Origin of the sequence: Massilibacteroides vaginae, assembly GCF_900178525.1 — a bacterium.
GTDB classification, from domain to species: Bacteria; Bacteroidota; Bacteroidia; order Bacteroidales; family Tannerellaceae; genus Massilibacteroides; species Massilibacteroides vaginae.
Genome location: NZ_FXDJ01000007.1, coordinates 233,409 through 249,048, shown reverse-complemented (window position 1 = coordinate 249,048; position 15,640 = coordinate 233,409). Strand labels below are relative to the sequence as shown.

General features: G+C 42.6%; 12 protein-coding genes. 8 read left to right on the top strand and 4 right to left on the bottom strand.

All coding sequences use genetic code 11. The annotated features are described in order from the left end of the window. Nucleotides 1-15: 15 nt before the first annotated feature. Both B9Y81_RS04010 and B9Y81_RS04005 read left to right on the top strand, forming a co-directional pair. Nucleotides 16-1,899 (top strand): alpha-L-fucosidase, encoded by a 1,884-nt coding sequence (locus B9Y81_RS04010; RefSeq protein ID WP_085535709.1) that lies wholly within the window; start codon nucleotides 16-18, stop codon nucleotides 1,897-1,899. 146 nt (nucleotides 1,900-2,045) lie between these two features. Next, nucleotides 2,046-3,344, top strand: a complete 1,299-nt coding sequence (locus B9Y81_RS04005; RefSeq protein ID WP_245832392.1) for a helix-turn-helix domain-containing protein — start codon at nucleotides 2,046-2,048, stop codon at nucleotides 3,342-3,344. A 3-nt stretch (nucleotides 3,345-3,347) separates the two neighbouring features. Here the strand turns inward: B9Y81_RS04005 and B9Y81_RS04000 are convergent, their stop codons facing one another. The 3 genes from B9Y81_RS04000 to B9Y81_RS03990 form a co-directional block, all read right to left on the bottom strand. Beyond that, complete coding sequence (locus tag B9Y81_RS04000; protein WP_085535708.1) at nucleotides 3,348-4,112, bottom strand: TIGR03915 family putative DNA repair protein; 765 nt, start codon at nucleotides 4,110-4,112, stop codon at nucleotides 3,348-3,350. Nucleotides 4,113-4,116: 4 nt separating this feature from the next. Then, the gene (locus B9Y81_RS03995; protein WP_085535707.1) at nucleotides 4,117-5,376 is read right to left on the bottom strand and encodes a putative DNA modification/repair radical SAM protein; all 1,260 of its coding nucleotides are present in this window, start codon (nucleotides 5,374-5,376) and stop codon (nucleotides 4,117-4,119) included. 87 nt (nucleotides 5,377-5,463) lie between these two features. Next, nucleotides 5,464-8,340, bottom strand: coding sequence for a PD-(D/E)XK nuclease family protein (locus B9Y81_RS03990; RefSeq protein ID WP_085535706.1), 2,877 nt, complete (start codon nucleotides 8,338-8,340; stop codon nucleotides 5,464-5,466). A gap of 1,096 nt (nucleotides 8,341-9,436) precedes the next feature. Here B9Y81_RS03990 and B9Y81_RS03985 point away from each other — a divergent pair. After that, on the top strand, nucleotides 9,437-10,225 hold the full coding sequence (locus B9Y81_RS03985) for an aspartate dehydrogenase domain-containing protein (protein ID WP_085535998.1): 789 nt from the start codon (nucleotides 9,437-9,439) through the stop codon (nucleotides 10,223-10,225). On the opposite strand, the gene B9Y81_RS03980 is transcribed toward B9Y81_RS03985, so the two are convergent. After that, nucleotides 10,208-11,092, bottom strand: a complete 885-nt coding sequence (locus B9Y81_RS03980; RefSeq protein ID WP_085535705.1) for an NAD(P)-dependent oxidoreductase — start codon at nucleotides 11,090-11,092, stop codon at nucleotides 10,208-10,210. The genes B9Y81_RS03985 and B9Y81_RS03980 overlap by 18 nt on opposite strands. A gap of 161 nt (nucleotides 11,093-11,253) precedes the next feature. Between B9Y81_RS03980 and B9Y81_RS03975 the strand changes: the two genes are divergently transcribed. The 5 genes from B9Y81_RS03975 to B9Y81_RS03955 all read left to right on the top strand — a co-directional run bounded on the left by B9Y81_RS03975 (nucleotide 11,254) and on the right by B9Y81_RS03955 (nucleotide 15,620). Further along, complete coding sequence (locus tag B9Y81_RS03975; RefSeq protein WP_085535997.1) at nucleotides 11,254-12,651, top strand: undecaprenyl-phosphate glucose phosphotransferase; 1,398 nt, start codon at nucleotides 11,254-11,256, stop codon at nucleotides 12,649-12,651. A gap of 69 nt (nucleotides 12,652-12,720) precedes the next feature. Further along, on the top strand, nucleotides 12,721-13,149 hold the full coding sequence (ruvX, locus tag B9Y81_RS03970) for a Holliday junction resolvase RuvX (RefSeq protein WP_085535704.1): 429 nt from the start codon (nucleotides 12,721-12,723) through the stop codon (nucleotides 13,147-13,149). After that, nucleotides 13,146-13,703: a peptide deformylase gene (def, locus tag B9Y81_RS03965; protein WP_085535703.1), complete on the top strand. Its 558-nt coding sequence runs from the start codon at nucleotides 13,146-13,148 to the stop codon at nucleotides 13,701-13,703. Before ruvX ends, def begins: the two co-directional genes overlap by 4 nt. A gap of 22 nt (nucleotides 13,704-13,725) precedes the next feature. Next, nucleotides 13,726-15,273, top strand: coding sequence for an acyl-CoA carboxylase subunit beta (locus tag B9Y81_RS03960; protein ID WP_085535702.1), 1,548 nt, complete (start codon nucleotides 13,726-13,728; stop codon nucleotides 15,271-15,273). Between the two features lie 20 nt (nucleotides 15,274-15,293). After that, the gene (locus tag B9Y81_RS03955) at nucleotides 15,294-15,620 is read left to right on the top strand and encodes an acyl-CoA carboxylase biotin carboxyl carrier protein subunit (RefSeq protein WP_245832391.1); all 327 of its coding nucleotides are present in this window, start codon (nucleotides 15,294-15,296) and stop codon (nucleotides 15,618-15,620) included. Nucleotides 15,621-15,640: the final 20 nt, after the last annotated feature.

Genomic DNA, 15,640 nt, shown 5'->3' with positions numbered 1-15,640 from the left:
AAATTTTAAACGCGAATGAAGAAGAGTAAAATCTGCAATTTGGGTGCTGCATTCACTTTATGTGGCTTCCTGTTATCTTGTAATAATCAGGTAGCACCTCCCGCGCCATTTGGAGTACTTCCTTCGGAGCATCAGTTGGTTTGGCAGAAAATGGAATACAATATGTTTATTCATTTTGGTCCGAACACGTTTACCGATGTGGAGTGGGGAAATGGAAAAGAAAACCCCAAGGTGTTCAATCCTTCTGCTGTAGATTGTCGTCAATGGGCAGCAGTGGCAAAAGCCGCGGGTATGAAAGGGATCGTAATTACAGCGAAACACCACGATGGTTTTTGCTTATGGCCGAGTAACTTTAGTACACACACTGTGCGCGAAAGTCCATGGAAAGACGGGAAAGGCGACTTGCTGAAAGAACTTTCCGACGCTTGTAAAGAATACGGTTTGAAGTTTGGCGTATACCTCTCACCCTGGGATCAGAACCATCCGGCATACGGAACGCCGACCTACAACGATATATTCGTTAATACACTTACGGAGGTGTTGACCAATTACGGTGAGGTTTTTGAACAATGGTTTGATGGAGCCAATGGCGAAGGTCATGGTGGAAAGAACCAGGTTTACGATTGGGATTTGTTCAACAACACGGTTTACAGTCACCAGCCTCAAGCGGTAATTTTCAGTGATGTAGGTCCGGGTTGCCGTTGGGTTGGCAACGAGCAAGGGCATGTTGGCGAAACAAACTGGTCGAGATTGGATATTGAAGGATACGAACCCGGTGCAAAAGGACCGAATCCCGATTCGTTGAATATGGGGAATATAAACGGAGCTGATTGGGTGCCTGCCGAAACAAATACATCTATTCGTCCAGGATGGTTTTATAGCCCTTCTACGGACGATAAGGTAAAGTCGTTAGGTAAACTAATGGATATTTACTACACTTCCGTAGGACGCAATTCTACCCTACTGTTAAATGTTCCACCGGATAAAACAGGACGTATTCACCCCAATGACTCCACCCGTTTGATGGAGTTGAGAAGGGCGATAGACGAATCCTTTAAGGATAATTTGGCTGAAGGCACACTGACGGCTTCCGCTACCCGAGGTAATAGCGAGCAATATGCGGTAACCAATCTGTTTGATGACAGTTATGATTCCTATTGGACTACCAACGATGAGGTCTTAACAGCTTCGGTTGAGTTGACTATGGGAACTTTGAAAACATTCAATCGTTTGTTGTTGCAGGAATACATTCCGTTAGGACAGCGCGTTGCTGCCTTCAATGTGGAATACTGGAACACGGAGAAGAGCGAATGGAACTTATTGACCGAAGCAACAACAATCGGGTATAAACGCATTCTGCGCTTTCCTTCCGTCACTACAAACAGAATCAAAATAAACATTACCAATTCGTTGGCTTGTCCTATCCTCAATAAGCTGGAGATTTACAATACACCGGAATATCCGTTAGGAGGAAGTGACGATGCGGTATATAGTCAGATTTCCAGATCAGGCTGGACCCTGCTTACTCCTGTTATGGAAGGTGCGGATAAGATCATTGACGGTAAAGCGGATGCACCGGTAACGGTTTCCCGTACCGAAGCCCTTTTACTCGACTTAGGGGAAATCACCGAATTAAGCGGATTTTATTATACCCCTCAGAATCATGTAACTGCCGCGAATATTCAACGTTACAACATATTGTCCAGCACAGATAATCAATCATGGATTCGTTTGAAAGAGAACGAACTGTTTAATAATATCCGCAACAACCCGATCCGTCAGGATGTTTCTTTCAGTAAAACGGTAAAAGCGAGGTATATTAAACTTGAGCCGGTGGAATTGACTAATCAGGCAGATGCGTATGCTGTTGTCGAATTAGGCGTGATCAAGGCGAAATAAGATTTATCAATATAGGCAAGAGATGCACAACCGTGTGTCTCTTGTTGTTTCTGTTTAGGCTATAAAAAATACAGATCAGACCATTTGTTTTTTTTGGAAGTGGCAAAAGTAAAATTAACTTTACGGTTTATTGAAAAACTGAACTTATGTTTCGGAAACGCTTACCTAAGGGCAATTGGTTAACGCTGTTGCTCAGGTATAAACGAACTTTTTTTTATACACTTATTCTTCTTGTTGTATGTGTCGGGCATTACTACCTGATGCAATTATCCTTGGAGTCATTTCGGTATATACGTCAGTCTGTCCTGTCTATGTTATGCGTGCTGTGCTTAGGCGGAGCGTTCATGCTGTGGCTGCGACGCAATGGTGTGCGTTCCCGAAGCTTGTTTGTTTTTCTGATGTTTATGGTTGGTTTAACCAATCTCTTATCACTCATCAATGGACTAACTACAGGATATGCAGGGGTGGTAAACTATAAATTTGTATCGTTACCCATGCTTATTTACGGGAGTATATATGAATATATCTTTTTGTTGTATCCCATCGAAGCCTTTCGTCCCGGATGGCTCTCGGCAAAGCGTGCGGTGATTTTGTTTCTGCCTACTATTGTTGTTCTGGGAGTTTATTTACTTTTTGCGATTACTACAACAGAGCCCATGCCGGTAATAGATAACTGGTCTGTTTTACTCCAAAATTTCTGGAGTATTCATGTATGGATCCGTCTGTTTATTCTCACCTATCCTATAATCGGATTGGTAATTATGCTTCGTTATCGGAATAATTACAAAGAATGGTGTGAAAACAACTATGCATCCATGGAGAATATGGATGTAAAATGGTTACAAGATTATATTTACGGAAACTTAGTGATTACCATCTCATGTGAAATTGTTGTGTTAAGCAATGATGCCCGAAGTGTTTTAATGCATAATATCATTTTTCTGTTCTTCTTTCTGTACGGTTTTTATCGTGTGTTATTTCAAAAGAACCCTTACCCCGAGGGTTATTTCAAGGAGGGAATGGATGCTGCAAAAGAGGAACTCGGTGTTGCTAATGAACTCGACGAATATGCTGTTGCCAAATACGGCTTTTCAAACAATATCCCTGCTCATAAGTATAAATTGGAACAATGGATGGAGGCAGAAAAGCCCTACTTGCGAAAAGACTTTAAATTGACCGATGTAATGGACGTATTACCTTTGAACCGTAGCTATCTGTCTCGTTTATTTAATGAGGGATACGGCGTGAATTTTTATCAGTTCGTGACGCGCTATCGAATTGAGGAGGGTAAATCTTTGTTGCAATCGCGTCCTGACCTAAACATCACAAACATAGCTGATCTATCCGGTTTTAGTTCTATTTCGGTATTCGGCAAGGCATTTGCTCAAGAAACAGGCTGCACACCCAAGCAGTGGCGCGATAAAGAAGTGAAGTTAAAGCAGTGATATTTATTGCTTCTCCGTTAGGTATTTCCAGAAACGGACCGGCAGGTGTTGTTTGTGTAATATGGGGTTTATGCGTTCTTTTATGGTGATGGACTTAAAGTAGGACTTCCACAATTGTTGAAACAATACCTCGTCTTTATCCATCAGCTCCTCACTTAATATACCGGATAAAAGGTGCTTTTCTTTTTTTTCAAACCGTACTTCCCTTGTTTCCTCCATATCGTAATAATAACCGTATTCCCGTTTCATATCGTAGAGCAACCATTTCTGACCGGCATACCGATCTTGCAGATGGCGGAGTGTTAGCGGTAAAACATTATATATTGGTTCGATAGGAGCAAAGTAGGTTTCGTCTGTTGTTTTTTGAAACCGGAGAAACTGAATCACACGTAGTTTTTCATTGTTAACCTGTTTCCATATTTTGGATAATTGCAATACATCAGCGTCTCCGAAATTAAGTTCGATTGACGTTGGCGCGTCAATCGCTTTGCGGATATAGTTGAACAGGAGCGTGTCTGTTTCCGGTAATTCGGATAACCAGCAAACCGTCAGACTGGATAAGGCGGAAGCGGAAATCTTTTTCTCCAATCCGCGCCATACCCGTGCGGATTTTTCTTCATCCGTAATAACGGCGTGTGTTTCATCGCAAAAGAGCGGAAGGATTTCTCCCTCTTCAATCAGCTGATCAGGAAATGTACGGCGATCATACGCGTCGAAAACAGCCGTGAGCAATCCTTCAAATGTTTTATCGTAGGTGAAAACAAGCATGGCGTTAATCTTCAAAAAGTATGCTTAACTGTCTGTCGTCATGCTTATGAGCAGGCTTGCGGATTAGTAAGCCCCGAACATTTTCAGGGTGTAACTCGTGGATCGTTTTCGCACCCAGTTCGTGACAGGTAATGAAATATTGCGCTTTTTTCATTACTACACCTATTTTCTTTAGCTGCAATGAACCCAGGCGGGAGAAACGGCGGGAGGTGACAATTAATTTAGCCGACTTAACCCCGATACCCGGCACACGGAGCAACATTTCATAATCAGCCCGGTTGATATCTACCGGGAAATGTTGCGGATTACGCAAGGCCCACGATAGTTTCGGATCAAGCTCCAGATCCAAATCGGGATAAGCGTCATTTACGATCTCTTCTACTTTGAATTGGTAGAAACGCAACAGCCAATCGGCCTGATATAAGCGATTTTCACGAACCAAAGGTGGCTTTATCAATGCCGGCAACCGATTGTCATACGAGTTGACGGGAATAAAACCGGAATAATAAACCCTTTTCATCGTAGGTCGTTGATACAGGGCCGACGATAAAGACAGAATGTCTTTGTCTGTATCCGCCGTAGCACCAACGATCATCTGTGTGCTTTGACCGGCTGGAGCGAAACGGGGAGCATACCGAAACCGTTTTCGCTCTTCCGCGCTTTGCAGCACGCCTTGCTGTATATACTTCATCGGACTGAAAACGCTTTTGAAGTCTTTTTCCGGAGCGAGCATTTTAAGACTCGTTTCATTCGGTATTTCGATGTTCACACTTAAACGATCTGCATACAATCCGGCTTCATTAACGAGTTCCTGACTGGCACCCGGAATGCTTTTCATGTGAATGTAACCGTTAAAACGATGGATCAGTCGCAGATCTTTTATCGCCCTTACCAAACGTTCCATCGTATAATCCGGACTTCGCACAACTCCTGAACTCAGAAACAAGCCCTCTATATAATTGCGTTTATAGAATTCAATAGTGAGATTAACCAATTCCGTGACAGAAAGTGTCGCTCTGGGAATGTCGTTGCTCCGGCGATTAATGCAATAGGCACAGTCATACATACAACTGTTGGTAAGCATAATTTTAAGTAAAGAAACGCAACGTCCGTCTTCCGAAAAGCTATGACAAATGCCCCATCCAGCCGCACTTCCTATTTCTCCCTTTCGGGAAGAACGGGAAGTACCGCTCGAAGCGCACGAAACATCGTATTTCGCCGATTCTGCCAGCACTTTCAGCTTTTCCAGTACACTCGCATCCATTCAATTCCCTTTTTGTTCGATATACGAAGATACTTTTCTTTTGCTAAAATATAGGTATTAGCGTGCGATAACTTATCAACACCTGCTCTACTTTCCGCAGATGTTTTTGAACGAGCAATAAACGCAGGCCTTTCCTGTTGGTGTTTGCATAAAAGGCTGTTCGGGCGAAAATAGCTGATCTAAACAGTTGCGCAGTCCTTCTTCAAACGCAGTAGCGTATTCGCTGAAATCGGTAACCGCGTCTGATTTGCCGCGTTCAATCCGGAGGTAGACTGACGGATCAAAGTTGTCGTTGAAAAGTGTACGCAGGTAATAGATGGTGGGTTGTATGGTGATAGGCTGCTTTACCTCGTTCTGATACATCCAGGCGTACATGAATACTTGCATAATCGCTTTCGGGCGATCTTTGGCTTCGAGGTCGAACAGTTGATCTATACCTGTAAAAGAGGAGAGTCCACTACCACTTTTATAGTCTACGATCCGCAGGCGGTTGCCCACTTCATCTACACGGTCGATAAACCCTTTCAAGCTGATTTCATCTCCATTCGACAACTTGAAATTCGCTTTCACACGCTTCTCGGACATAATGTATTGAAAAGGTGTTTGCTCGCTGTCACGGCTGAGTATCTTTAAAACATATTTACGTATCATCTCGCCATTCAGGTAGTTCTGACCGGTGAGCGGACGTATTTTTTCGGTTTTAAAGAATTCTTTATTATACGCTTCGTTGATTACGTCCGTCAGCAAACGCGTGTCTTTACGTATAATCTGTAGCAGGTCGGCGGTTACCATTTGTCCACAAAAACGGGTGTATAATATTTCCATTACCTTATGCAGGATGCTGCCGAAAATACTGCTTTCAACGCTTTCCACAACCTCCTCTTCCTCTTGTATGGATTCAACTACCGAGAAATAAAATTTCAGCGGACAGTCTAACCAGGTGTTAATCGCACTTGCCGAAAGGGCGCGGGAGCCTCCTTTGCGGAATGTGGATAATTGAGCCAGCACTTCATCTGTTTTACGAACAAGGATAGGAGGAGTTTTGGACGACGAAACGTTGTAAACAGCTAATTTACGTTGCAGGGGCTCGTTGTAATGGTAGTGCAGTTGATGCACAAAGCGGCTGATCTCTCCTGTTTGCGAACCGTTTCCGCTACGGGTATCATATACTAATGTTACTTGCTTGGCGCGGTGGATCAGGCGGTAAAAGTGATAAGCCCATACACTGTCCTGGTGTTCATACGTCGGTAAGTTGAAACCGCGTCGGAGGTTATAGGGGATAAAAGAATTGGGAGCCGTTCTCTTTGGGAAGATTCCTTCGTTCATGGAAAGAATAATGAGTCTGTCGAAGTCGAGCGCGCGGGTTTCCAATACACCCATGATTTGCAAGCCGGACAACGGTTCGCCATAAAACGGGATTGTGATTGTATCCGTAATGCGTTTGATCAGGCGGAAATAGGTGTCGATCTTCATTTCTATTCGGCCGGCAGACAGCAGTTCTTTCATCCTGTTTACGGTTGTGAAATAGAAGAAAATAAACTCCTGTTCCAGATCGTTCATCGATAATGTTTCGTCGTCATCCTTTTCAATGTTATCCGGTGAAACCGCTTTGTTCAAGCGTTTTAAAATATTGATGAGATAGTCCGAAAAATCACTTGTGTCTCTGAACGTTGAAAACAAGTCGCGCAATAACGGAGTTATGGCTAATTCCTTGGCACTGATGTAGATTCGGTTGTACTTTATGATCTCTTTAACTAATTCGGAAATCTTATCCGGCTCGGCGGCATAAACATATTGGTGATTTAGAACCGGCAGCACGTCGCGAAAATAAAAAGAAGGTGTTCCTTCGGTGAAACGGATGTTTTTTTGTAAAGTGAGTATGTTTTCCATCAAGGAAGCAACCGGTGTGCCGGCTAGAGGATACCCCATCGTTACATTAACCCGCTTTATATTTTCCGGTATCGAGTTCAGAACCGGTATCAGCATTTGCTCTTCAGGCAGTACTATTGCCGTGCGCAAAGCATCTTCGGCTTTCATTTCCTCTAAGCCATAGCTTGTGAGGAGTTCGTGAATCTGCTTTGCTTGTCCTACGGCAGATGGTATACCGATCACTTCTATGTCGGGCGTGTTGATTTCCTCCTCCGGCAACTCGAACTCAGAGGGATAGCGCCGTATATTCCGTAAAGCAAAAAACGAAGCCTTGTTGTCAGGGTCTGTAACTTTTGGTGAGGCGTAGTCCCAATAAAAATCTGCCATGCCTTGTTTCAGCAGCTCGTCCAACAGATGCTCTTCCGAGGTGGACAGCGCGTTGAGGCCGACAAAAACAATTTTATCGTAAGGCAGATTGAACGCTTCGCCTTGTTGCATGCGTTCCACCACGTCGCGGAAGATCATTCCTTCGTATCCCCTGTTTTCGGCTTTCATTTCTTCGCGCAAGTTGGTATAAAGCGTATGGAGTATTTCCCAGAGAGCGAGGAAATTTTTCTGATTTGGCGTGTCGCCTTTCGGATGAAACGTGGCCCAGAAAGTACGGATAGCCGCTACCTGCTCCGGGGTGAGGGCGTTGAAATCATCCTCTAACTGCTTGAGGTCGGATACATTGGTAAAAAGCATACGCGCGTTCACCATATACTTATCCACATCGTCAAAATCGCTCAACAACATCTCTCCCCAGTAAAGAAAATCATCGAAAGTTTCGTCCGAGCCGCTTGTTTGCTTATATATATCGTATAATTTGAACAGAAGACTGATACGGTCTGCCGCTTGCTTACCGCTAAGTTTAACAAACAGATCATTAATCGTAAGTATCGTTGGCGAAAACAAAGGTTTTCCGGCAATCTCCGATAAATGCTTCTGAAAAAACAAACCCGCGCGACGATTCGGGAAAATAAAAGCAAGACGACTTATTTTACCTTTATATATATTGTAAAACAAAGAAGCTACCTGAAATAAAAATGGTTTCATTCTAATCTGATTTGTCAACAAATATACGAATGAATAATGAATCTTGTATGAAAGAAAACCACCCCTTTTCCTCCCCTCAATTTTGGCATGTCCTTTACTATAAAATTTTTTCTGGAAAAGGTCAACCCAACCACACTGTCATGCTGAGCCTGTCGAAGCATCTCATCCCATCAGACTATTATAAACCGAAGCTTTATGTAGAGATCTCTCCACTGCGGTCGAGATGACAGAGAGGAAAGTCGAGATGACAGGGAGGGTAGTCGGGTTGAAATTGAGGGTGGTTTATGTTCGTAGGGGCGAAAAATCTTTTGCCCTGATCAACTATGTTATCAATCGTGCTTTCAACCGCCTATAAACATTGATTTTTTAAGCTAAAAACAGGCCTTGTTTTCCTATTTTTTAGCGGCTTTCTATACTGCTGACAATCAGCGCATTGTAGAGGCCGAAAAACATAAAGGTTATTTTTTGAAAAATAAAGGATATATTTTGAAAAATAAAGGATATCTTTTTTTTTATATAGTATTATGAAAAAAGGCTTCATTTTAATGCTGACTTTTTTGAACACTAATACGAAGTTAGAGTAGACATAAAAAACACTGCCAACCAGAAAAAAATAGTTGATCTCTTTCACTATCTAATTACGCCCCATGCAGAGATCTCTCCACTTCGGTCGAGATGACAGGGAGGGTGGTCGAGATGACAGGGGAGGATGGTCGAGATGATAGGGGGGGACAGTTCCTTCCCACTGTCATGCTGAGCTTGTCGAAGCATCTCATCCTGTCTGACTATTATTTAATGTAGTTTTATGCAGAGATTCCTCCACTTCGGTCGGAATGACAGAGAGGGTTGGTCGGGTTGACAGGGGAGGGCAGTCAGAATGGCAGAGAGGGGCGGTCGGGCTAACAAAAAGAAAAGGTCGGGGTAGCAGGGGCGAAACCCCTTAAAACCCTATTCCTTCCTTGCTTACCTTTTTTTCTTCCGTGGAAAGAGGTTATATTTGTCAATATGAAACGAACATGTAAAACAATCGTTTTTACCAAAGTGAATGATTATGTGCGTTCCAAACGACCTGAATGAAAAAAATAAATATAATCGCATGAAAAAATTAGTGATTGTTGGATGTGGGCGACTGGGGCTTATTGTGGCTGAAGCAGTTGTTAATGGTTTATTGCCGGAGTATGAGTTGGTGGGCGTTTATTCGCGTTCGGCTGAGAAGATGGAACGTTTTACTTCGCTGATGAATAAGAATGGCAGAGCTTGTGTTGCCTGTGATTCTATCGAGGAGTTGTTGGCTTTGAAGCCGGATTATCTTGTTGAAACCGCTTCTCCGGCGGCGATGCGCGAACTGGCAATACCTGCGTTGAAGAATGGTACTTCTATTGTGACCTTGTCGATCGGTGCTTTTGCGGATGATGTTTTTTATAAGCATGTAACGGAGGCTGCAAAAGCGAACGGCTCTCGTGTGTATATCGCTTCCGGTGCAACCGGTGGTTTTGATGTACTTCGCACTGCCGCGTTGATGGGTAATGCTTCTGCCAAATTCTTCAATGAAAAAGGACCTAACGGATTACGGGGGACTGCTGTTTATGATGAGGCTTTGCACACAGAACAACGTGTGGTATTTGAGGGAAACGCGGCGGAGGCGATAGCTATGTTTCCTACCCGGGTGAATGTAACGGTAGCGGCTTCAAGAGCATCGGTCGGTCCGGAAAATATGCAGGTTACGATGCAATCTACTCCCGGTTTTGTGGGAGATACGCAGAAGGTGGAGATTAAGAACGACCAGGTGCACGCTGTTGTCGATATTTACAGCGCTACACCTGATATAGCAGGATGGTCGGTGGTGAGCACCCTGCTTAATATAGTTTCACCCATTGTATTCTGACAGGTTGGCCAGTACTTTCTCGCTCAGGCGGTCAAACGCCTGACGGGTTCGTCCGGTAGATGTTTGCATGCATTGAATTCGCGGATGATCGAGCAGATGAGTTCCGCCTAAGGCGTCTGTGCTATCACAATAACAAAGGTTGTCTTTTTCCAGCCATTGGATAAAAGGAGCTTCATCCCAGGCAGGAGAGAGCCCTACATTAAATAATATCTTTTTATTCCCGATTTGCCTGAATTCCTCTTCATGCAGTAAAACCGTATTTTTGTTCAGACAGCAGATGATGAGTTGGTTTTGAGCAAGTAAATCGGGTAAGGGCAGGTATTGGTAACCTTTGGCTGCCGCTTCTGCCTTTTCACTACGGGAAAAGTAGCTGATCTCCGCGCCGAAGAAACGCAACGCGTCGGCAATCATACCACCTAATTTACCAAGCCCTACAATTCCGGCCTTTAATCCAGTGATTTCCTGTGGCGTGCCATCCCAAGGCTCCCGACCAAAACCGTGAAGGCAGCGTACTAACTCACTGATTACATATTCGACCACACCTTCATCGCCATAATCGCGAATACCGGTTACGGTTATACCTCTTTCATTGGCATAAAGAATATCGACATTCGCGCTTTCCGGCGAATACAAAGAACAACACATCCCGATATATTTTATATTCGGACATTTTTCCAATACGGCACGATTAATACGTGAAGTATAACTTAGAAGTACGGCGTCCGCATCTCCGATCCGCGAAATAATTTCGCTGTCGTTTGCCGGAATGTTAGTATACATAATCACCTCTTTCGCATACGTATGCAATTCCTTCTCAGCAGAAGGGATCAGGCTTACCGGCTCTATCGCAATTAATTTTTCGAACATAATTATTGAGTTTAAAGCACTAAACTTAGTGAAAAAACGGACTAAGCGCAAAATTTAAACCGGCTATGAATTTAAATTGATTTTAAAACAAGTTCCCTCTACCTCTGTTTGATTCAGATTTATTGCTTAATTTTGTAACAGTTTGACTGATTGCTTATATGATGGAGTGGAAAAAGCGGCATAGTTATTTTATCCAATGGTTTATAGGCATGGGGGATTTGATTATTCTTAACCTCATGTTTTTTGTTGTATTTCAAATGCTCGGTGATATATATACCGGAGCGATAAGGCCTGTGATGAGAGAAGTGATACTTTTGTTGAACTTCTGTTATTTCTTTGCATTGTATTTTGTTCCTATACAATTGCACCTTTCGGTTGTGTTTATCGATAAGCTGGTGCAACGCGCGTTTATGCTGGTCACTTTGTTGATCTTCTTTTTTGCTACCTGCCTTACATTTATGAATATCAGCGATTTGTTGGCTACATTCTTAGTTGTTTACTATGGGGCGACGGTTGTTGTTTTGTCTCTTTGGCAGGTCATTGTGAGAATCTGTTTGAAGGCTTACCGTAAGAAGGGGCTTAACTCAAAAAAAGTAGTAATTGTGGGTGCCGGTAAAAATGGAATGGAAATATATAAGGTGATGAAAAACGACCTTTCCTATGGTTTTAAGATAATGGGTTTCTTTGACGATAACATTTCTCTGCAACAGGTTTTACCCAATTATCTTGGTCTGACAAATGAAGTAGAAACTTATGTGACTGAACATGATGTGGACGAAATCTATTATACACTGCCCGGTACGCAAGACGAGAAACTGTTGCGGCTGCTGAATTTCGCGGAAAAGAATATGATACGATTCTACATCGTTCCGGAGTTTTACCGGAATGTGAAAAAGAGCTTAGTGATGGATGTTATAGAATATATTCCGTTGCTTTCCGTAAGACGTGAACCTTTGCAGGCCGCTTACAATCGTTTTCTGAAGCGATGCTTTGATATTGTGTTTTCCTTGTTGGTGTTGACGCTTATTTTCCCCTTTTTATATGTAATAGTAGGTTTGCTGATAAAAATGTCGTCAAAAGGTCCTATCTTTTTTAAACAAAGACGTACGGGACTGTATGGTCATGATTTTGAATGCTACAAGTTTCGAACCATGCGTGTGAATGACGACGCGGATAAAAAACAGGCACAGAAAAACGACCCACGAACAACTAAAATAGGGACTTTCCTGAGAAAAACCAACCTGGATGAATTTCCCCAATTCTTTAATGTACTGCTGGGGGATATGTCTGTTGTAGGACCTCGCCCACACATGTTAAAACATACGGAACAATACTCTGCCTTAATTGATAAATATATGGTTCGGCATTTAGCGAAACCGGGTGTGACCGGCTGGGCGCAGGTTACCGGTTATAGAGGAGAAACCAAGACGTTGGAACAGATGGAAGGCCGGGTTAAAAGAGATGTTTGGTATATTGAGAACTGGTCTTTCTTCTTAGATTTGAAAATAATCGTTGTTACGGTTATCAATATGTTTAGAGGTGAAAAGAACGCTTATTGAATTGTTTGATGCACACTTTCTCGGATTTTGTGTAATGGAAAGATAATTAATTGTATATTTGTACCCGTTATGGGAAGGATTTTGGCCATAGATTATGGACATAAAAGAACCGGACTCGCGGTAACAGACACCTTGCAGATGATTGCAAATGGTTTAACTACGCTGCCGAGTACCGAACTGGAGGCTTTTTTATCTGATTATATAAAGAAAGAGCCTGTTGAATTATTTGTATTAGGGCTTCCGAAGCAGATGAACAATCAGCCGTCTGAGAATATGAAATATGTAGAACGTTTTGCAACGCGGTTGAAGCGTCTTTTTCCGTCGATACCTGTGGAATATTACGATGAGCGTTTTACATCTGTTCTTGCGCATAAAGCGATGTTAGACGGCGGACTCAAAAAACAACAACGACAAAATAAGGCACTTGTAGATGAAATAAGCGCGGTAATTATTTTGCAATCTTACTTGGAAAGTAAAAAATATCAATATAAACTATGATTTTACCAATATATCTTTACGGGCAGCCGGTTTTAAGAGGAGATAATGAGGAAATTCCTGCTGATTATCCTAATCTGAAAGAACTGGTCGCTAATATGTTTGATACAATGTATAATGCGGATGGGGTTGGATTGGCCGCACCTCAGGTAGGTTTGTCTATCCGGCTTCTTGTTATCGACGCCGACATACTATCCGATGATTTCCCCGAATGCAAGGACTTTAAGCGTGCAATGATAAACCCGCGTATCACAGAACGCAGTGAAGAGCAGGTTTCCATGGATGAGGGCTGTTTGAGTTTTCCAGGTTTACACGAAAAAGTATCTCGTGCGAAAAGTATTCGGATCACTTATCTGGATGAAGAGTTTGTTTCTCATGAAGAGGAATTACATGGTTTTGCCGCGAGAGTGGCGCAACACGAGTATGAACATCTGGAAGGAGGCGTGTTTATTGACAATATATCTCCGATACGCAAGCAATTAAGCAAAGGAAAATTAAATAATATTATTAAAGGTACAGTCCGTTGCGCTTATCGCACAAAGGTTGTAGGAAAATAATTAACTAATTAAGTCAATCACTATGACAGATTTAAGTAAAGACATTCAGGAACTGAGACACAAGAAAGAAGTTCTGAAGAAAGGTGGTGGAGATGCTGCCATCGAGAAACAAATCGCCATGGGTAAATTAACAGCCCGTGATCGTATTCTTTCTTTGTTGGATAATGAGTCCTTTCAGGAGTTTGACATGTTTGTTAAGCATGATGGACGTGATTTCGGATTAGATAAAAAAGAATTTCCCGGTGATGGAGTCATTACAGGTACAGGTACCATTTACGGTTCTCCTGTATGTATTTATGCACAGGATTTTACAGTTGCCGGAGGATCGCTCGGTCTTCATCATGCCCGTAAAATCACAAAGATCATGGATCATGCGCTGAAAATGAAATGTCCGGTAATTGGTATTAACGACTCGGGAGGTGCCCGTATTCAAGAAGGGGTAGGAGCGCTTGCCGGTTATGGTGAGATTTTTTATCGCAATACAATCGCCTCAGGTGTGATACCACAGATATCGTTGATTCTAGGTCCTTGTGCCGGTGGTGCTGTTTACTCACCAGCTTTAACTGACTTCGTGTTTGTGGTAGAAAATATTTCTAAAATGTTTATCACTGGTCCTAATGTTATTAAGACTGTGTTAGGTGAGGACGTTTCGATGGAAGAATTAGGCGGTGCGCGTGTTCATGCCGAAATCACCGGTAATGCGCATTTCTATGCTAAAACAGAAAATGAATGTTTTCGGCAGATCAAAGAACTGATCAGCCTTATTCCGGCGAATAATTCACAGAAAAATACAATTATTGAACCTAAAGCACCGGCATCTAATCAGAATATAGAAGCAGTTGTTCCTGCTGATCCAAAACAACCTTATGATGTACGTGATGTAATTAAATGTATCGCGGACGACTCGGCGTTTTTGGAAGTACAGGAACTTTGGGCCGCTAACATTGTAATCGGCTTTGGACGTATTGGTGGTGAAACCGTTGGGTTTGTGGCCAATCAGGCCATGGTACTTGCCGGTGTGCTCGACTGTGATAGTGCGGACAAGGCGGCTCGCTTTATCCGTTTCTGTGATTCGTTTAATATTCCTATTATTACACTGGAAGACATGCCGGGTTATTTGCCGGGTATAGATCAGGAACACGCCGGTGTGATTCGCCATGGCGCGAAAGTGCTTTATGCTTATTCTGAAGCTACTGTTCCTAAGATTACCGTTATTTTACGTAAGGCTTATGGTGGTGGATATATCGCGATGAACTCACGTCACCTGGGAGCGGACTTCGTATTCGCATGGCCAAGCGCGGAGATTGCGGTAATGGGACCGGAGGGTGCTGCCAATATTATTTTCCGTAAAGAAATTGAAGAAGCGGAAGATAAGAACGCAATGCGTGAAGAAAAGGTGAAAGAATACATCGAGAAATTCGCGAATCCTTATGTTGCGGCTTCGAAAGGTTTTATCGATTCTGTTATTGAACCGAAAGAAACACGTTCGTTATTATTGCATGCGCTAAAATTGTCTGTTCTGAAAGAAGAATACAGACCAAAGAAGAAACATGGATTACCTCCATTTTAATTTTTTAACAACGAATAAAAATGGAAAATAAAAATTCAGAATACGTGGATTTTGTTGTTACCGCCCGTAAATACAAAACGACAGTAACAAAAAAATACCTTGAACGTAAACCGTGGAAACCTGTTTTGCCCGGTGAAGTAAACGCTCATTTACCCGGTACAGTTGTAGAAATCAAGGTGAAAGAGGGAGACCACGTGGAAAAAGGACAATTGCTCTGTATTCATGAAGCGATGAAAATGCTGAACAGAATTGTATCTCCATGTGCAGGAGTTGTAAGCAAAATCAACGTTAGCGTAGGAGATCGGATAGCAAAGAACCATTTGATGGTGAAAATTGAAACAAAATAAGATAAAATCCTTATTTTTGC